Source organism: Microbacterium sp. APC 3901 (assembly GCF_030407765.1).
Taxonomy (GTDB): domain Bacteria; phylum Actinomycetota; class Actinomycetes; order Actinomycetales; family Microbacteriaceae; genus Microbacterium.
This window is the reverse complement of the sequence record NZ_JASDCU010000003.1, coordinates 125,538-139,654: the sequence shown is the minus strand read 5'-3', so window position 1 is coordinate 139,654 and position 14,117 is coordinate 125,538. Positions and strand designations below refer to the sequence as shown.

Genomic DNA, 14,117 nt, shown 5'->3' with positions numbered 1-14,117 from the left:
CCTTACGAGTCGGGGGAAGTGTCTGCAGGGGGTTGACGCCGAGCGTCACCGTGACTGCTGCGGCATGCACCGTGCCCTAGAATCGGGGGCAACCTCGCAGTGCGCGCATCCGCCCGAGACTCGTCCCACGATTGGTGTTCCTTGCTTTCCCCTGCCGACTCGCTCGCCCCGGAATGGCTCGTCGTGCCCGACGACGTGAATGATCTGCCCGCCGCTGTCTGGCCGGCATCCGCAGTTCGCGGTGACGACGGAGCGCTGCAGATCGCCGGCATCGCCGCGACCGCTCTCGCCGAGACGTACGGAACACCGCTGCTGGTGATCGATGAGTACGAGGTGCGTTCCCGCGCTCGCGCCTTCCGCTCTGCGTTCGACACGGCTGCGGCCGACCACGGAACGACCGCTCAGGTCTACTACGCGGGCAAGGCGCTGCTGACCACGACGATCGCGCGTTGGGTGGTCGACGAGGGGCTCCGCATCGACGTGTGCACCGGGGGCGAACTCGAGGTCGCGCTCGCCGCGGGCGTCTCTCCGGCATCCCTGGGCTTTCACGGCAACAACAAATCGGTCGTCGAACTGGAGCGCGCCGTCGAGGTGGGCATCGGCACGATCATCGTCGACAGTGCGATAGAGATCGAACGTCTGGCCGCGATCACCGCCAGAACCGGCACTGTGCAGCGGGTGCTGGTGCGGGTCATCAGCGGTGTGCACGCCGAGACCCATGATTTTCTCGCAACGGCTCACGAAGACCAGAAGTTCGGCTTCCCGCTGCCCGACGCCGAGCAGGCCGTCGCCCGCATCCGCGAGATCCCCGGCCTCGACTTCGCCGGACTCCATTGCCACATCGGATCGCAGATCTTCGGCGTCGCGGGCTTCCGCGAGTCGGCGTCGCGCGTGCTCGAACTGCACGCCGCGTTGCTCGACGGCGGAGCGGTCCCTCAGCTCAACCTCGGCGGAGGGTTCGGCATCGCCTACACGAGCGTCGACGATCCCACGCCGATCGAGACCCTCGCGGGCGAGATCGTCGCCGCAGTCGCCGAGGGATGCGACGCGCGCGGCATCGCCGTGCCGGCCCTGTCGTTCGAGCCCGGCAGAGCGATCGTCGGCACAGCCGGGGTGACGATCTACGAGGTCGGCACGACCAAGGACGTCGCGCTCGACACCGGAGCCACGCGGCGGTACATCAGCGTCGACGGAGGCATGAGCGACAACGCCAGGACGGCGCTCTACGAAGCGCAGTTCTCGGCTCGCCTCGCCTCGCGGCTCGGCACGGGATCACCGCAGCTCAGCAGGGTGGTCGGCAAGCACTGCGAGTCCGGCGACATCGTGGTCGACCACGAATACCTCCCCGCCGACGTGTCTCCCGGCGACCTGCTGGCTGTTCCCTCCACCGGGGCATACTGTGCGCCGCTCGCCAGCAACTACAACCACGTACCTCGCCCTCCGATCGTCGCCGTGCGCGACGGCCGGTCGGCGATCATCGTCCGCGGTGAGACCATCGCTGACGTCCTGTCGCGCGATGTCGGCGTCGAGGCGTCCGAGCGCCACGGGTGAACCGCGCGACGAACGACGCGGTTCCCGACGTAGCACGACTGAACAACCCTCCTAAGGAGAGATGCAATGACGACTGAGTACCGACGACTTCGGGTGGCGCTCCTCGGCGCCGGAGCGGTCGGCTCCCAGGTGGCCGACCTTCTGCTGCGCCACGGCGACGAACTCGCCGACCGTGCGGGCGCCACGCTGGAGCTGGCCGGCATCGCGGTGCGCAACCTCGATGCCCCGCGCGAGACCGATCTGCCCAAGGAGCTGTTCACGACGGATGCCGAATCTCTGATCCTCGGCTCCGACATCGTGATCGAGCTGATCGGCGGCATCGAGCCTGCCCGCACGAGCATCCTCCAGGCGATCGGCTCCGGTGCCGACGTGGTGACGGCCAACAAGGCGCTGCTGGCGACCCATGGTCCGGAGTTGTTCGAGGCGGCCGACCGCGTGGGCGCATCCGTCTACTACGAGGCGGCCGCTGCCGGGGCTATCCCGATCATCCGGCCGCTCCGCGATTCTCTCGCGGGCGACCGCGTGGTGCGCATCATGGGGATCGTGAACGGCACGACCAACTACATCCTCGATCGCATGGACACCGAGGGTGCCGACTTCGCCGACGTGCTCGCCGACGCGCAGCGCCTCGGTTACGCCGAAGCAGACCCGACTGCCGACATCGAGGGATTCGACGCTGCACAGAAGGCGGCGATCCTCGCGAGCCTCGCGTTCCACACGGCGGTTCCGCTCGATGCCGTGTACCGCGAGGGCATCACGACGATCACGGCGTCGATGATCGAGGAGGCGCGCGCCGCAGGCTTCGTGATCAAGCTGCTCGCCGTGTGCGAGCGCATCGAGGCCAACGGCACCGAGTCGATCTCGGTGCGCGTCTACCCTGCGCTCGTCCCCAAGTCGCACCCGCTCGCCTCCGTGCACGGCGCCAACAACGCCGTCTTCGTCGAGGCCGAGGCGGCCGGTTCGCTGATGTTCTACGGCGCAGGTGCGGGCGGAGTGCAGACGGCATCCGCTGTGCTCGGAGACGTCGTGTCGGCGGCTCGCCGACACATCGCCGGCGGTGTCGGCGTGGGGGAGTCCACCAGGGCCAACCTCCCGGTGGTGCCGATCGGCCACGTCACGACCCGCTACCAGATCACTCTCGAGGTCGCGGACGCCCCGGGCGTGCTCGCGACCGTCGCCGGCATCCTGAGCGACGGAGCGGTCTCGGTCGCCACCGTCGTGCAGACCGTCGAAGGGGAGGACGAGCCGACCGCGCGTCTCGTCATCGGCACGCACCGTGCCACGGATGCCGCGCTCAGCGCCACGGTCGACGCGCTCGCCGACAGCTCTGTCGTCGAGCGAGTCGTCTCTGTGCTCCGCGTGGAAGGCGAGTGACGGTGGCAGCGGGGCGCACGGTCGAGGTGACCGTCCCGGCGACCAGCGCCAACCTCGGCCCCGGTTTCGACACCCTCGGACTCGCGCTCAGCGTCTACGACACTCTGCTGGTGACCGAGCTCCCCGCGGGAGCGCTCGAGATCGAGGTCTCGGGCTCCGGAGCCGCAGAGATCCCGCGTGACGGCTCCAATCTCATCGTCCGCACGATCGCGCACGTCTACGCGGACGCCGATCGGCCCCTTCCGGGGCTGCGCATCGTCGCCGAGAACGGCGTGCCGCACGGTCGTGGTCTCGGGTCCTCGGGTGCGGCGGTCGCAGCCGGCATCCTCGCGGCCAAGGGACTGCTCGAGGGTGATGTCGAGATCAGCGACGCCGACATGCTGCGCCTCGCCACCGAGATCGAGGGACACCCCGACAACGTGGCTCCCGCGCTGTTCGGCGGGCTGACGATCGCGTGGATGGGCGAGCGCGGGGCGCAGCACAAGAAGCTGCTCGTGCACCGTGGTGTCTCACCGCTCGTGCTCGTGCCCTCGTACACGATGTCGACGTCGAAGGCGCGATCGCTGCAGCCCCCTCAGGTCTCGACGGCAGACGCGGTCTTCAACGTCTCGCGTTCCGCCCTGCTCATCGCCGCGCTCACGCAGAGTCCCGAACTGCTGCTCGACGCCACGGCCGACCGCCTTCATCAGGACTACAGAGCCGAGGCGATGCCCGAGACTCAGCGGCTGGTTCAGACGCTCCGTGCGGCGGGCTTCGCCGCTGTCGTCTCGGGTGCAGGGCCCAGCGTCCTCGTGCTCGCAGACGGCCCCGGAAGTCGTCAGGACGCCGTGGAACTCGCCGAATCCACGACCGACACCCCGTGGGACGCGCTGCTGCTCGCCGTCGACGTACGTGGTGGTACAGTGGGGAATCGAGCGGAGGGCTCCACGTGACTGCGTGAATCTGGCCCCATTGCAACTCTGCAAGACCCGCACGCAAATCCCTGTCGCACTGCTCTCACCGAGAACCTCGTTCTTTTCGAGAACCCAGTGCAGAGGCTGGCTGACGCCGAGCGTCAGTCCGTGCGATCGCGCGCAGCACCCGTTGTGCGCGTGCCGCTCATGTCCCCGAGACCGAAGAGGGAGTACTCGTGGAGAATTTCTCCGAGACCCAGAACGACCAGGCGGCACCTGCCGCCGACGCTGCGGCGAAGGCCGCAAGCTCCGACGCCGCGACGACTGCCGCGACCGAGGTGGCGCCGGCCCGCAAGCGTGCACCGCGCCGAGCGAGCACCGCGACCGCCGCCGCGAAGGCCGAGAAGGCTGCAGCGTCCGCTGACGGCGCACCGGCGGCCGAGGCCCCCGCAGTCGAGGCCCCCGCAGCTGACGCAGCACCCAAGGCCAAGGCACCGCGCCGCAGTCGCGCGAAGAAGGCCGACGCAGACGCCACCGCCGAGGCTCCCGCAGCGGCCGAGGCTCCTGCAGCGTCCGCACAGACGCCCGCCGAGGCCCCCGCAGCGAAGAACTCCGACGGCAGCGAATCCGCTGACGCGGCCGGTTCTGCGGATGCCGCTGGCTCCTCCGACGAGCCGAAGAAGACCACCGGTCGCGGACGCCGCACGGCGAAGAAGCCTGCGGCCGAGACCGAGGCTCCTACGACCGAGAAGCCCGTCGACGCAGCCCAGGCCGATGCGGCCCCTGCGGCCGACTCGTCCTCCGACTCCGCCGACGGCGGCGAGGAGCAGGGCGGCCGCAACCGCAACCGCAACCGCAGCCGCAACCGTGGTCGCGGCCAGAACGGCACCGGACAGGGCGGCGAGCAGCAGCCGCAGCAGCAGCAGCAGAACGCGCCGGCCGAAGACGAGGGTGGCAACGGTCGCAACCGCCAGCGCAACAAGCGTCGCGGCGGCGTGCCGACCGACGAGTTCGACACCGAGATCGGCGAGGACGACGTCCTCGTTCCGATCGCCGGAATCCTCGACGTGCTCGACAACTACGCGTTCGTGCGCACGACCGGGTACCTCGCCGGCCCGAGCGACGTCTACGTCTCGCTCGGACAGGTCAAGAAGTACAACCTGCGCAAGGGCGACGCGATCGTCGGCTCGATCAAGCAGCCGCGCGAAGGCGAGCAGCAGGGCCGTCAGAAGTACAACGCCCTCGTGAAGGTCGACTCGATCAACGGCCTGTCGATCGACGACGCCGCGACCCGCGTGGAGTTCGGCAAGCTCACTCCTCTCTACCCGCAGGAACGTCTGCGTCTCGAGACGGTGCCCGAGAAGCTGACCCAGCGCATCATCGACCTCGTCGCTCCGATCGGCAAGGGACAGCGCGGCCTCATCGTCGCACCGCCCAAGGCCGGAAAGACGATCGTCCTGCAGCAGATCGCGAACGCGATCGCGCAGAACAACCCCGAGGTCCACCTCATGGTCGTGCTCGTCGACGAGCGCCCCGAAGAGGTCACCGACATGGAGCGCACGGTCAAGGGCGAGGTCATCGCCTCGACGTTCGACCGTCCGGCAGAAGACCACACCACGGTCGCCGAGCTCGCCATCGAGCGCGCCAAGCGCCTCGTCGAACTGGGCCGCGACGTCGTCGTGCTGCTCGACTCGATCACGCGCCTCGGCCGTGCGTACAACCTCGCTGCGCCGGCGTCCGGCCGGGTGCTCTCGGGTGGTGTCGACGCCTCGGCGCTGTACCCGCCCAAGCGCTTCTTCGGTGCCGCACGCAACATCGAGAACGGCGGATCCCTCACGATCCTCGCCACGGCTCTCGTCGAGACCGGCTCCAAGATGGATGAGGTCATCTTCGAGGAGTTCAAGGGCACCGGCAACAGCGAGCTGCGCCTGTCGCGTCAGCTCGCCGACAAGCGCATCTTCCCGGCCGTCGACGTGAACGCGTCGAGCACCCGCCGCGAAGAGATGCTGCTCTCGACCGACGAGGTCAAGATCACGTGGAAGCTGCGCCGAGCCCTCGCGGGCCTCGACCAGCAGCAGGCGCTCGAGGTGGTCCTGGGCAAGCTCAAGGAGACCCACTCGAACGTCGAGTTCCTCGTGCAGATGCAGAAGTCGATTCCGACGCTGCCCTCGGGTTCGCACGGACACGACAGCAACATCCGCTGAGCGGAGCCGGAGTGTTCGAGTCCGTCCAGACTCTGATCGACGAGCATCGCCGGGTGCAGGAGGAACTCTCCGACCCGGCGGTGCACGCCGATGCTGCTCGGGCGAAGCGCGTGAACCGCCGCTACGCCGAGTTGTCGAGGATCGTCGCCGCCTACGAAGCGTGGGTGGCGGCCTCCGAAGATCTCGACGCCGCACGTGAGCTCGCTCGTGAGGACGAGGCGTTCGCTGCCGAGGTCCCGTCGCTCGAAGAGGACCTGCAGTCGGCGCAGGAGAAGCTCCGGCGACTCCTGATCCCGCGGGATCCTGATGACGCTCGCGACGTGATCATGGAGATCAAAGCGGGGGAGGGCGGTGCCGAGTCGGCGTTGTTCGCCGCCGATCTGCTGCGCATGTACATCCAGTACGCGGCCTCCAAGGGGTGGAAGACCGAACTGCTGGAGCGCAACGAGTCCGACCTCGGCGGCTACAAGGACGTCCAGGTCGCGATCAAGGGCTCCTCGACCGACCCCGCTCAGGGCGTCTGGGCCCACCTCAAATACGAGGGCGGTGTGCACCGCGTGCAGCGCGTGCCGGCCACCGAGTCACAGGGGCGCATCCACACCTCGACCACCGGAGTGCTGGTGTTCCCCGAGGTCGATGAGCCTGACGAGATCGCCATCAACCAGAACGATCTGAAGATCGACGTGTTCCGCTCATCGGGCCCGGGCGGCCAGTCGGTGAACACGACCGACTCTGCTGTGCGCATCACCCACCTGCCGAGCGGCATCGTGGTGTCGATGCAGAACGAGAAGTCACAGCTGCAGAACCGTGAGGCGGCGATGCGCGTCCTTCGCGCACGACTGCTGGCGAAGCAGCAGGAAGAGCTGGATGCCGCGGCGTCAGACGCGCGCAAGTCGCAGATCCGCGGGATGGACCGCTCGGAGCGCATCCGCACGTACAACTTCCCCGAGAACCGGATCGCCGACCATCGCACCGGCTTCAAGTCCTACAACCTCGATCAGGTGATGGACGGCGCGCTCGAGCCGATCATCGTCAGCGCGATCCAGGCTGACGAAGAGGCGCGACTCGCCGCAGTGGGCTCGGACTCCTGAGCACACGGCGCGTCGGTCGTCGCCCGTGTTCCGATCAGGTGCGGGCCGCGTACCGGTGCTCGGGTCGTCCGGTCGCGCCGTAGCGCAGGCGCACCTCCACGACGGTCCGGGCAGCGAGAGCCGCAAGGTGACGCTGCGCGGTGGCGCGCGAGATCCCGACGGCCTCCCCGACCTCGGCGGCGGAGGCCTCGCCGTCGCCGAGTGCGGCGAGCACGAGCTGCTCGGTCGCCGAACGCGAGACCGACACCGGTTCTCCGGAGCCGTGCAGGATCGCCAGAGCACGATCCGTGTCCTCCTGCCGCAGAGGTCGGTCGCCGGAGAGCAGGTTGCGGTATCGCGCATAGCGCTCGAGCAGGCCGACCAGCGCGCGTCGGTCGAAAGGCTTCAGCAGATACCCGACGGCCCCTGATCGGAGCGCTCGGCGCACGGTGGGGGCGTCATCCGCGGCCGAGATGAGGATCGCATCGATCTCGGCCTCGCTCACCAGGGCGATGCCGTCTCCGTCGGGGAGGAACACGTCAGCCAGGAGCAGGTCAGGGCGCGACGAGCGGATGCGCTCCCGCGCCTCGGCGACCGACCGCACCGGCTCCAGAGCGGTGAACCCCGGTTGGTCGTCGACGATGCTGCGATGCAACAGGCCGACGCGGAAGTCGTCGTCGAGGATCAGAACGCGCAGGGGGTCGGTCATGTCTTCTCCTTGGTCGTCGGAAGGTCGGCCACGGCTCGGCCGATGCGGGCGGCGAGGACGGCGCCGTGCTCTTCACCGCCCGCGTCGATGATCCAGAGGTCTCCGCCACGGCGGCGCGCGATGTCTCGAGCCAGCGGGATGCCCAGACCGTGACCGTGCACGCGGTCGGGGTCGCCCTCGCCCGGCGGGCGCGGCGCCATCGGATCGACGCCCTCGAGTCCCCGTCCGGAGTCCGCGACCGTGACGACCAGCGCATCGCCGTCTCCCAGCACCGCGACCTCGACCCAGCGGGGGATCCGCGTTCCGGAGGCGGCTGCTTTCACCGCATTGTCGACGAGGTTGCCCAGCACGGCGGCGACGTCTTCCGGCTCTGCGACGCTGCCGATCAGCTGCGTCTCGTCCGCGATGCGCAACGCGACGCCGCGCTCACCGGCTTCGATGCCCTTCGCGCCGAGAAAGGAGTGCAGGAAAGGATCACTGAGCAGTTCGAGTCCGGCGACGGGGAACGCGACCGAGCCGCGGTCGACGAGCTCATCGAGAAAGCCTCTAGCGTCGTCGATCCTCGCCGCATCGATGAGCCCGGCGACCACGTGCATGCGGTTGGCGAACTCATGACGTTGCACGCGTAGCGCAGAGGTGACGGCGCGCACGGTCTCGAGCCGCTCCGTCAGCGCGACGAGGTCGGTGCGGTCGCGGATGATCAGCACGTCTCCGAGCGGTCTCCCCTCACGGATGACCGGTCTCGAGTCGAAGTACAGAACGCGTCTGTCCACGACGGCGGTCGATGTGGTGCGCCTGCCCGTCGCAGTCTCGACGACGGCGGGAGGCAACCCGAGGGCCGCCAACCGCCGTCCGACAGGCGAGTCGAGGCCCAACATCCGGTCGGCCGCCTCATTGCTGACCCGCACGACCCCGGCGACGTCGACAGCGAGCACCCCGTCGTCGACGCCGTTGAGCACTGCTGTCTGATTCTGAACGAGCGCCACGAGCTCCTCCGGCTGGACGCCGAGCGTGAGCCGCTCCCAGCGACGACGCAACAGGAGGAACGCGATGAGCGCCAGAGCCACAGCTCCCGCAGCTGTGGCGCCGATCGCAGCGAGCAGGGGTGGCAGGTCGTCGAAGACCCCGGTGCGCTCGAACCCCACGCTCACCTCGCCGACGGGCACACCGGCTTCGTCATGCACCGGGACCTTGGCTCTCGCCGACTCGCCGAGGGTTCCGGTCTGCCAGTCGACGACCTCGTTCCCGGCGAGAACCTCCTCGAAAGGTGTGCTGACCGTCTGGCCGATGCGCGAGCTGGTGGGGTGGGCGAGGCGGATGCCGTCTGCATCGGCGATGACCACGAAGAGTGCACCGGTGCGGTCGGAGACGGCCGACGCGATGCGCTGCAGTTCGCCGTTCCTGAGCTTCTCGGCATCCGGGGGCTCGTGTGCCGACGAGATGCGCGCGACCTCGGCGCGAACCTGCGGGTCCTCGGCGAGAGTCCTGGCGATGCCGAGCGCGGTGGACTCGGCCTCGGCGCGCAGCTGTTGCACGGTGAGGGCGAGGTACACGCCTGTGCACAGCGCAACCACGAGGGTGACCGTGCCGAGGTGCAGCAGCAGCGTCCGTGTCGCGAACCGAGGTCTCGTCGTCTTCGACACCGTGTTCCCTTCGCGCGGGGTCATCGCGCAATATGCGCAGAACCCACGCTACGCGCACAACGTCCGGGAATGCGGCATACCGCGCTCGCAGGGGACGGATTGCCTAGTCTCGTCAGGATCCGTCGCAGTCGACGGAGCTTCGACGAAGGAGTCACCGCATGCACGACGTACTCACGGGCCTCTCAGCGGCAGCAGAAGATGCGCCGACGTACGACGTCGCCTTCGTGCCGCCGGAATGGGCCCTCGTGCTCCTCGGATTCACCATGGTGCTGGCCTTCATGACCCTGATCATGACGAAGCGGCTGACTCCCATGGTCGCGCTGATCCTCGTGCCGACCGTGTTCGGTCTGTTCGCCGGTGCCGGGCTCGGCATGGGGGACATGATCCTCGACTCGATCGCCACCATGGCACCGACCGCCGCGCTGCTGATGTTCGCGATCATGTTCTTCGGGATCATGATCGACGTCGGCCTGTTCGATCCGCTGATCCGCGTGATCACCCGTGTTCTCGGCGACGACCCGGCGAAGGTAGTACTGGGCACGGCGATCCTCGCGGGAGCTGTCTCTCTCGACGGCGACGGCTCGACGACGTTCATCATCACGACGTCGGCGATGCTGCCGATCTACCTCCGTCTCGGCATGAGCCCGGTCGTTCTCACCTGCGTCGCCGGGCTGATGAACGGCACGCTGAACATCGTGCCGTGGGGTGGGCCGACTGTGCGCGCGGCGACCGCACTGGGCCTGCAGCCGACCGACATCTTCGTGCCCATGCTGCCGGCGCTCGGCGTCGGCATCGTCGTGACGCTCGGCTTCGCCTGGATGCTCGGTCTACAGGAGCGCCGTCGTCTCGGGCGCCTCGACTCCGAGGCGCTGCTCACCGGCGCAGACGGTGGAGCTCTGTCGACCGTGCCCAAGATCTTCCGCGGTGCCGGCCCGAAGCCCGGCGCCCGCGCAGCTCTGCGCACCGGCAACATCGTCGTCGTGGCCGGCGGCCGCGGCCCGGTGTCCGCGGCGAGCGTCGACCCCGCGGACACCGCGATGGCGGACACCATGCTCGACCCCGCACGGCCGACGCTGCGGCCGCGGCTCATCTGGTTCAACCTCGCTCTCACACTCGCCGTGATGGTTCTCCTCGTGCTCGACATCATGCCGCTTCCCTACGTCTTCATGGTCGGCGCCTCGGTCGCGCTGCTCGTCAACTTCCGGGGGATCAAGGAGCAGGCGTCCGAGATCGTGGCACACGCCCCGAGCATCGTCGGAGTGGTGTCGATGGTCATCGCCGCCGGGGTTCTCGTCGGCGTGCTGACCGGCACCGGCATGGTCGACGCGATGGCGACGTGGATCACCGATGTGCTGCCGCCGGCGCTCGGGCCCTTCCTGGCACCCATCACCGGGGTTCTGTCGATCCCGTTCACGTTCTTCATGTCGAACGATGCCTTCTACTTCGGCATCCTGCCGGTGCTGTCCCAGAGCGCCGCGACCTTCGGCATCGATCCCGTCGAGATGGCGAGGGCGTCGATCATCGGCCAGCCGGTGCATCTGCAGAGTCCCCTGGTGCCGGCGATCCTGCTGCTCGTCTCGCTCGCGAGCGTCAACCTCGGCGATCATCACAGGAAGGTGCTCTGGCGTGCGGTGATCGTGTCGTTGGTGATGCTCGCCGTCGGCATCCTGTCGGGCGCGATCCCCTTCTTCGTGGCCCAGTGAGCGATATGCTCAGCCCGTGATCACCCTTCTGTTCCGCGCGCTCATGTATCTCGTGTCGGCAGGCCTCGGCCTCATCGTCGCCGATCTCGTGCTCGAGGGCTTCCGGATCGAATGGGACAGATGGTGGGGATTCGTGGTCTGCATCGTGATCTTCGCGGTCCTGCAGAGCGTGCTCGCACCCTGGGTCAGCAAGCTCGCCGATCGCTACGCGCCGGTCCTGATGGGCGGTATCGGGATCTTCTCGACGCTCATCTCCCTCGTCGTCGTCGTCGTCCTGCTGCCGATCGGCGGGTTGCGCATCGTCGATCTGACGGGCTGGCTGCTCGGATCCGTGATCGTCTGGCTCATCACCGCGCTCGGCAGTGTGCTGTTGCCGTTGATCTTCCTGCGAAAGAAGGTCGACAAGGCCCGGTCGCGTCGCGGGGCGTGAGGCACTCGCGAGAGCGTCAGATCGAGTAGTCGGGCGCGGTGAGCACGGCTCTGGTGTCCTCACCCATGATCCGTGCCCGCGGCTTCGCAGGCACACCGACGAGGATGCTGTCGGCCGGCGCATCACGGGTCACCACAGCGTTCGCCCCGACCACCGATCCTGCGCCGATCGTCACGGGGCCCAGGACCTTCGCCCCCGCGCCGACCGCGACGCCGTCGCCGAGGGTGGGGTGGCGCTTGCCGGCATCTCGCGTGCGACCGCCGAGTGTCACCCCGTGGTACAGCATCACGTCGTCGCCGATCTCCGCCGTCTCGCCGATGACCACACCCATGCCGTGGTCGATGAAGAAGCGACGGCCGATCCGAGCCCCCGGGTGGATCTCGATGCCGGTGAGCCACCGCGAGATCTGCGAGGTGGCTCGAGCGACGAGTCGCAGCCTGCGACTCCAGAGTGCGTGCGAGACGCGATGCGCCCAGATCGCATGCAGACCCGGATACAGCAGGGCCACCTCTGCGTCGCTGCGCGCCGCAGGGTCGCGAAGGCGGGCTGCCGCGACGTCCTCGCGCATTCGGCCGATCATGCCCATCGAGCGGATCAGCCTTCGCGAAGGTCTTCGTACAGAGCGGTCGAGAGGTATCGCTCGCCGAACGAGGGGATGATGACGACGATGGTCTTGCCCGCAGCCTCAGGGCGCCGGGCGACCTGCAGGGCGGCCCAGATCGCGGCGCCGCTCGACATGCCGACGAGGATGCCCTCCTTGCGAGCAGTCTCACGCGCGACACGGACGGCGTCGTCGAAGGTGACGTCGATGACCTCGTCGAGGACGTCACGATCGAGGATCGGCGGCACGAAGTTCGGTCCGATGCCCTGGATCTTGTGCGGTCCAGGGTGTCCCTCGGTGAGGATGGGGGAGTCCTTGGGCTCGACGGCGACGATCTGCACTCCCGGGACGCGCTCCTTCAGCACCTGTCCGACGCCGGTGATGGTTCCGCCGGTGCCGATGCCTGCGACCAGGTAGTCGACGGAGCCCTCCGTGTCGCGGAGGATCTCCTCGGCCGTGGTCTTGCGATGGATCGCGGGGTTCGCCTCGTTGGCGAACTGCTTCGCGAGCACCGCACCCGGCGTGCGGGCGGCGATGTCCTCCGCCTCAGCGACGGCGTGCGTCATGCCCTTGGTGGGATCCGTGAGGACGAGCTCGGCGCCGAACGCCTTGAGAAGGATGCGCCGCTCTTTCGACATCGAGGCAGGCATGGTGAGGATCACCTTGTATCCGCGCGCGGCACCGACCATCGCCAGGGCGATGCCGGTGTTGCCGCTGGTCGCCTCGACGATCGTGCCCCCGGGCTTCAGCTCGCCCGACGCCTCTGCGGCGTCGACGATCGCGATGCCGAGCCGGTCCTTGACACTCGAGGCCGGGTTGTAGAACTCGAGCTTGGCCAGCACGGTGGCGCCGAGGCCCTCGGTGACGCGGTTCAGGCGGACCAGGGGAGTGTTGCCGAAAGCGGTGGTGATGTCGGAGTGGATACCGGGCATGGGGAGAGCCTTCCTGTGCGGGGGGACTGCGCGCTCCAGCCTATGCGAGGGGCCCGGAGGGGTGGGCAATATGACACCTGACGCGCTCTACGCTGGATCCATGCCCGATCTCTCCCTCGCCTCCGTCGTGCACGGCGCGGCCCGACAGCTCGCCGATGCGGGCATCGCGGATCCCCTCGTCGATGCCGAGCTGCTCGCCGGTCATGTCCTCGGACTGCGACGGGGAGAGGTGCAGGCCGTCATCATCCGCGGTGATGCGGTCGACGAGGCGGATGCAGAGTCGTTGGGCGCCCTGGTGGCCCGCCGGGCCGCACGGGAGCCGCTGCAGCACATCACCGGAACCGCGCCGTTCCGGCATCTGGAACTCGCCGTGGGGCCGGGAGTCTTCGTGCCCCGTCCTGAGACCGAGACCGTCGTGCAGTACGCGATCGACGCGCTGCTCGGGTCTCCGTTGCCGGACCCCATCGGCATCGACCTCGGCACCGGCAGCGGCGCGATCGCGCTCGCCATGGCCACCGAGGTGCCCCACGCGCGCGTCTTCGCGGCAGAACTCTCGCCCGACGCCTATCCGTGGGCCGCCCGGAACACCGAGGGTGTGGCCAATCTCACGCTGGTGAATGAGGACCTGGCGCACGCTTTCCGCGAGCTCGACGGAACAGCGTCCGTTGTGATCTCCAACCCGCCGTACGTCCCTGACGCCGCTGTTCCCCGCGACCCCGAGGTGCGCCTCTTCGACCCGTCGATGGCACTGTACGGGGGAGAGGACGGTCTCGACGTCGTGCGTGTTCTCAGCGTGCGTGCCCTCGAGCTCCTGCATCCGGGTGGATTGCTGGTCATCGAGCACGGCGAGCTGCAGGGCGAGGAGATCCGCAGCATCCTCACACGCGACGGCTGGCGGGCGGCTTCGACGCACCTCGACCTCACCTTGCGGGACAGAGCGACGACCGCTCTGCGCCCGTGAGACGTGGACACGAACCGCACAGGCATCCCCAACTAGAATCGGATCG

General features: G+C 68.6%; 12 protein-coding genes. 8 read left to right on the top strand and 4 right to left on the bottom strand.

Translation table 11 applies throughout. The annotated features are described in order from the left end of the window. Positions 1 to 141 precede the first annotated feature (141 nt). From lysA to prfA, 5 genes are all read left to right on the top strand, one after another. A complete protein-coding gene (gene lysA / locus QMA07_RS03775; protein WP_290160126.1) occupies positions 142 to 1,551 on the top strand; it encodes a diaminopimelate decarboxylase in 1,410 nt (469 codons plus the stop codon). A gap of 66 nt (positions 1,552 to 1,617) precedes the next feature. After that, the gene (locus QMA07_RS03770; RefSeq protein ID WP_290160125.1) at positions 1,618 to 2,925 is read left to right on the top strand and encodes a homoserine dehydrogenase; all 1,308 of its coding nucleotides are present in this window, start codon (positions 1,618 to 1,620) and stop codon (positions 2,923 to 2,925) included. Further along, complete coding sequence (thrB, locus tag QMA07_RS03765; RefSeq protein ID WP_290160124.1) at positions 2,922 to 3,857, top strand: homoserine kinase; 936 nt, start codon at positions 2,922 to 2,924, stop codon at positions 3,855 to 3,857. The genes QMA07_RS03770 and thrB overlap by 4 nt, the downstream gene beginning before the upstream one ends. Before the next feature lie 197 nt (positions 3,858 to 4,054). Next, positions 4,055 to 6,022 carry a transcription termination factor Rho gene (gene rho / locus QMA07_RS03760; protein WP_290160123.1) on the top strand — a complete coding sequence of 656 codons (1,968 nt, stop codon included), beginning with the start codon at positions 4,055 to 4,057 and terminating at the stop codon, positions 6,020 to 6,022. An 11-nt stretch (positions 6,023 to 6,033) separates the two neighbouring features. After that, positions 6,034 to 7,113, top strand: a complete 1,080-nt coding sequence (gene prfA / locus QMA07_RS03755; RefSeq protein ID WP_290160122.1) for a peptide chain release factor 1 — start codon at positions 6,034 to 6,036, stop codon at positions 7,111 to 7,113. A gap of 34 nt (positions 7,114 to 7,147) precedes the next feature. Here the strand turns inward: prfA and QMA07_RS03750 are convergent, their stop codons facing one another. Further along, positions 7,148 to 7,801: a response regulator gene (locus tag QMA07_RS03750; protein WP_290160121.1), complete on the bottom strand. Its 654-nt coding sequence runs from the start codon at positions 7,799 to 7,801 to the stop codon at positions 7,148 to 7,150. Next, complete coding sequence (locus tag QMA07_RS03745) at positions 7,798 to 9,444, bottom strand: sensor histidine kinase (RefSeq protein ID WP_290160120.1); 1,647 nt, start codon at positions 9,442 to 9,444, stop codon at positions 7,798 to 7,800. The genes QMA07_RS03750 and QMA07_RS03745 overlap by 4 nt, the downstream gene beginning before the upstream one ends. Positions 9,445 to 9,602: 158 nt before the next feature. Between QMA07_RS03745 and QMA07_RS03740 the strand changes: the two genes are divergently transcribed. Both QMA07_RS03740 and QMA07_RS03735 read left to right on the top strand, forming a co-directional pair. Next, complete coding sequence (locus tag QMA07_RS03740; RefSeq protein ID WP_290160119.1) at positions 9,603 to 11,147, top strand: CitMHS family transporter; 1,545 nt, start codon at positions 9,603 to 9,605, stop codon at positions 11,145 to 11,147. A gap of 16 nt (positions 11,148 to 11,163) precedes the next feature. Next, on the top strand, positions 11,164 to 11,577 hold the full coding sequence (locus QMA07_RS03735; protein WP_290160118.1) for a hypothetical protein: 414 nt from the start codon (positions 11,164 to 11,166) through the stop codon (positions 11,575 to 11,577). A gap of 16 nt (positions 11,578 to 11,593) precedes the next feature. Here QMA07_RS03735 and epsC read toward each other — a convergent pair whose 3' ends face one another. Both epsC and cysK read right to left on the bottom strand, forming a co-directional pair. Next, positions 11,594 to 12,163 carry a serine O-acetyltransferase EpsC gene (gene epsC, locus QMA07_RS03730; RefSeq protein ID WP_290160117.1) on the bottom strand — a complete coding sequence of 190 codons (570 nt, stop codon included), beginning with the start codon at positions 12,161 to 12,163 and terminating at the stop codon, positions 11,594 to 11,596. Between the two features lie 8 nt (positions 12,164 to 12,171). After that, positions 12,172 to 13,110 carry a cysteine synthase A gene (gene cysK / locus QMA07_RS03725; RefSeq protein ID WP_290160116.1) on the bottom strand — a complete coding sequence of 313 codons (939 nt, stop codon included), beginning with the start codon at positions 13,108 to 13,110 and terminating at the stop codon, positions 12,172 to 12,174. Positions 13,111 to 13,210: 100 nt separating this feature from the next. Between cysK and prmC the strand changes: the two genes are divergently transcribed. Continuing rightward, entirely contained in the window at positions 13,211 to 14,071 is an 861-nt protein-coding gene (gene prmC / locus QMA07_RS03720) for a peptide chain release factor N(5)-glutamine methyltransferase (protein ID WP_290160115.1), read from the top strand. Positions 14,072 to 14,117 lie beyond the last annotated feature (46 nt).

What these genes read in the sequence shown, in the direction of transcription:
- epsC (WP_290160117.1), bottom strand. Translation starts at nt 12,163, where the DNA reads ATGGGCATGATCGGCCGAATGCGCGAGGACGTCGCGGCAGCCCGCCTT.
- prmC (WP_290160115.1), top strand. Translation starts at nt 13,211, where the DNA reads ATGCCCGATCTCTCCCTCGCCTCCGTCGTGCACGGCGCGGCCCGACAG.
- cysK (WP_290160116.1), bottom strand. Translation starts at nt 13,110, where the DNA reads ATGCCCGGTATCCACTCCGACATCACCACCGCTTTCGGCAACACTCCC.
- QMA07_RS03740 (WP_290160119.1), top strand. Translation starts at nt 9,603, where the DNA reads ATGCACGACGTACTCACGGGCCTCTCAGCGGCAGCAGAAGATGCGCCG.
- QMA07_RS03750 (WP_290160121.1), bottom strand. Translation starts at nt 7,801, where the DNA reads ATGACCGACCCCCTGCGCGTTCTGATCCTCGACGACGACTTCCGCGTC.
- QMA07_RS03770 (WP_290160125.1), top strand. Translation starts at nt 1,618, where the DNA reads ATGACGACTGAGTACCGACGACTTCGGGTGGCGCTCCTCGGCGCCGGA.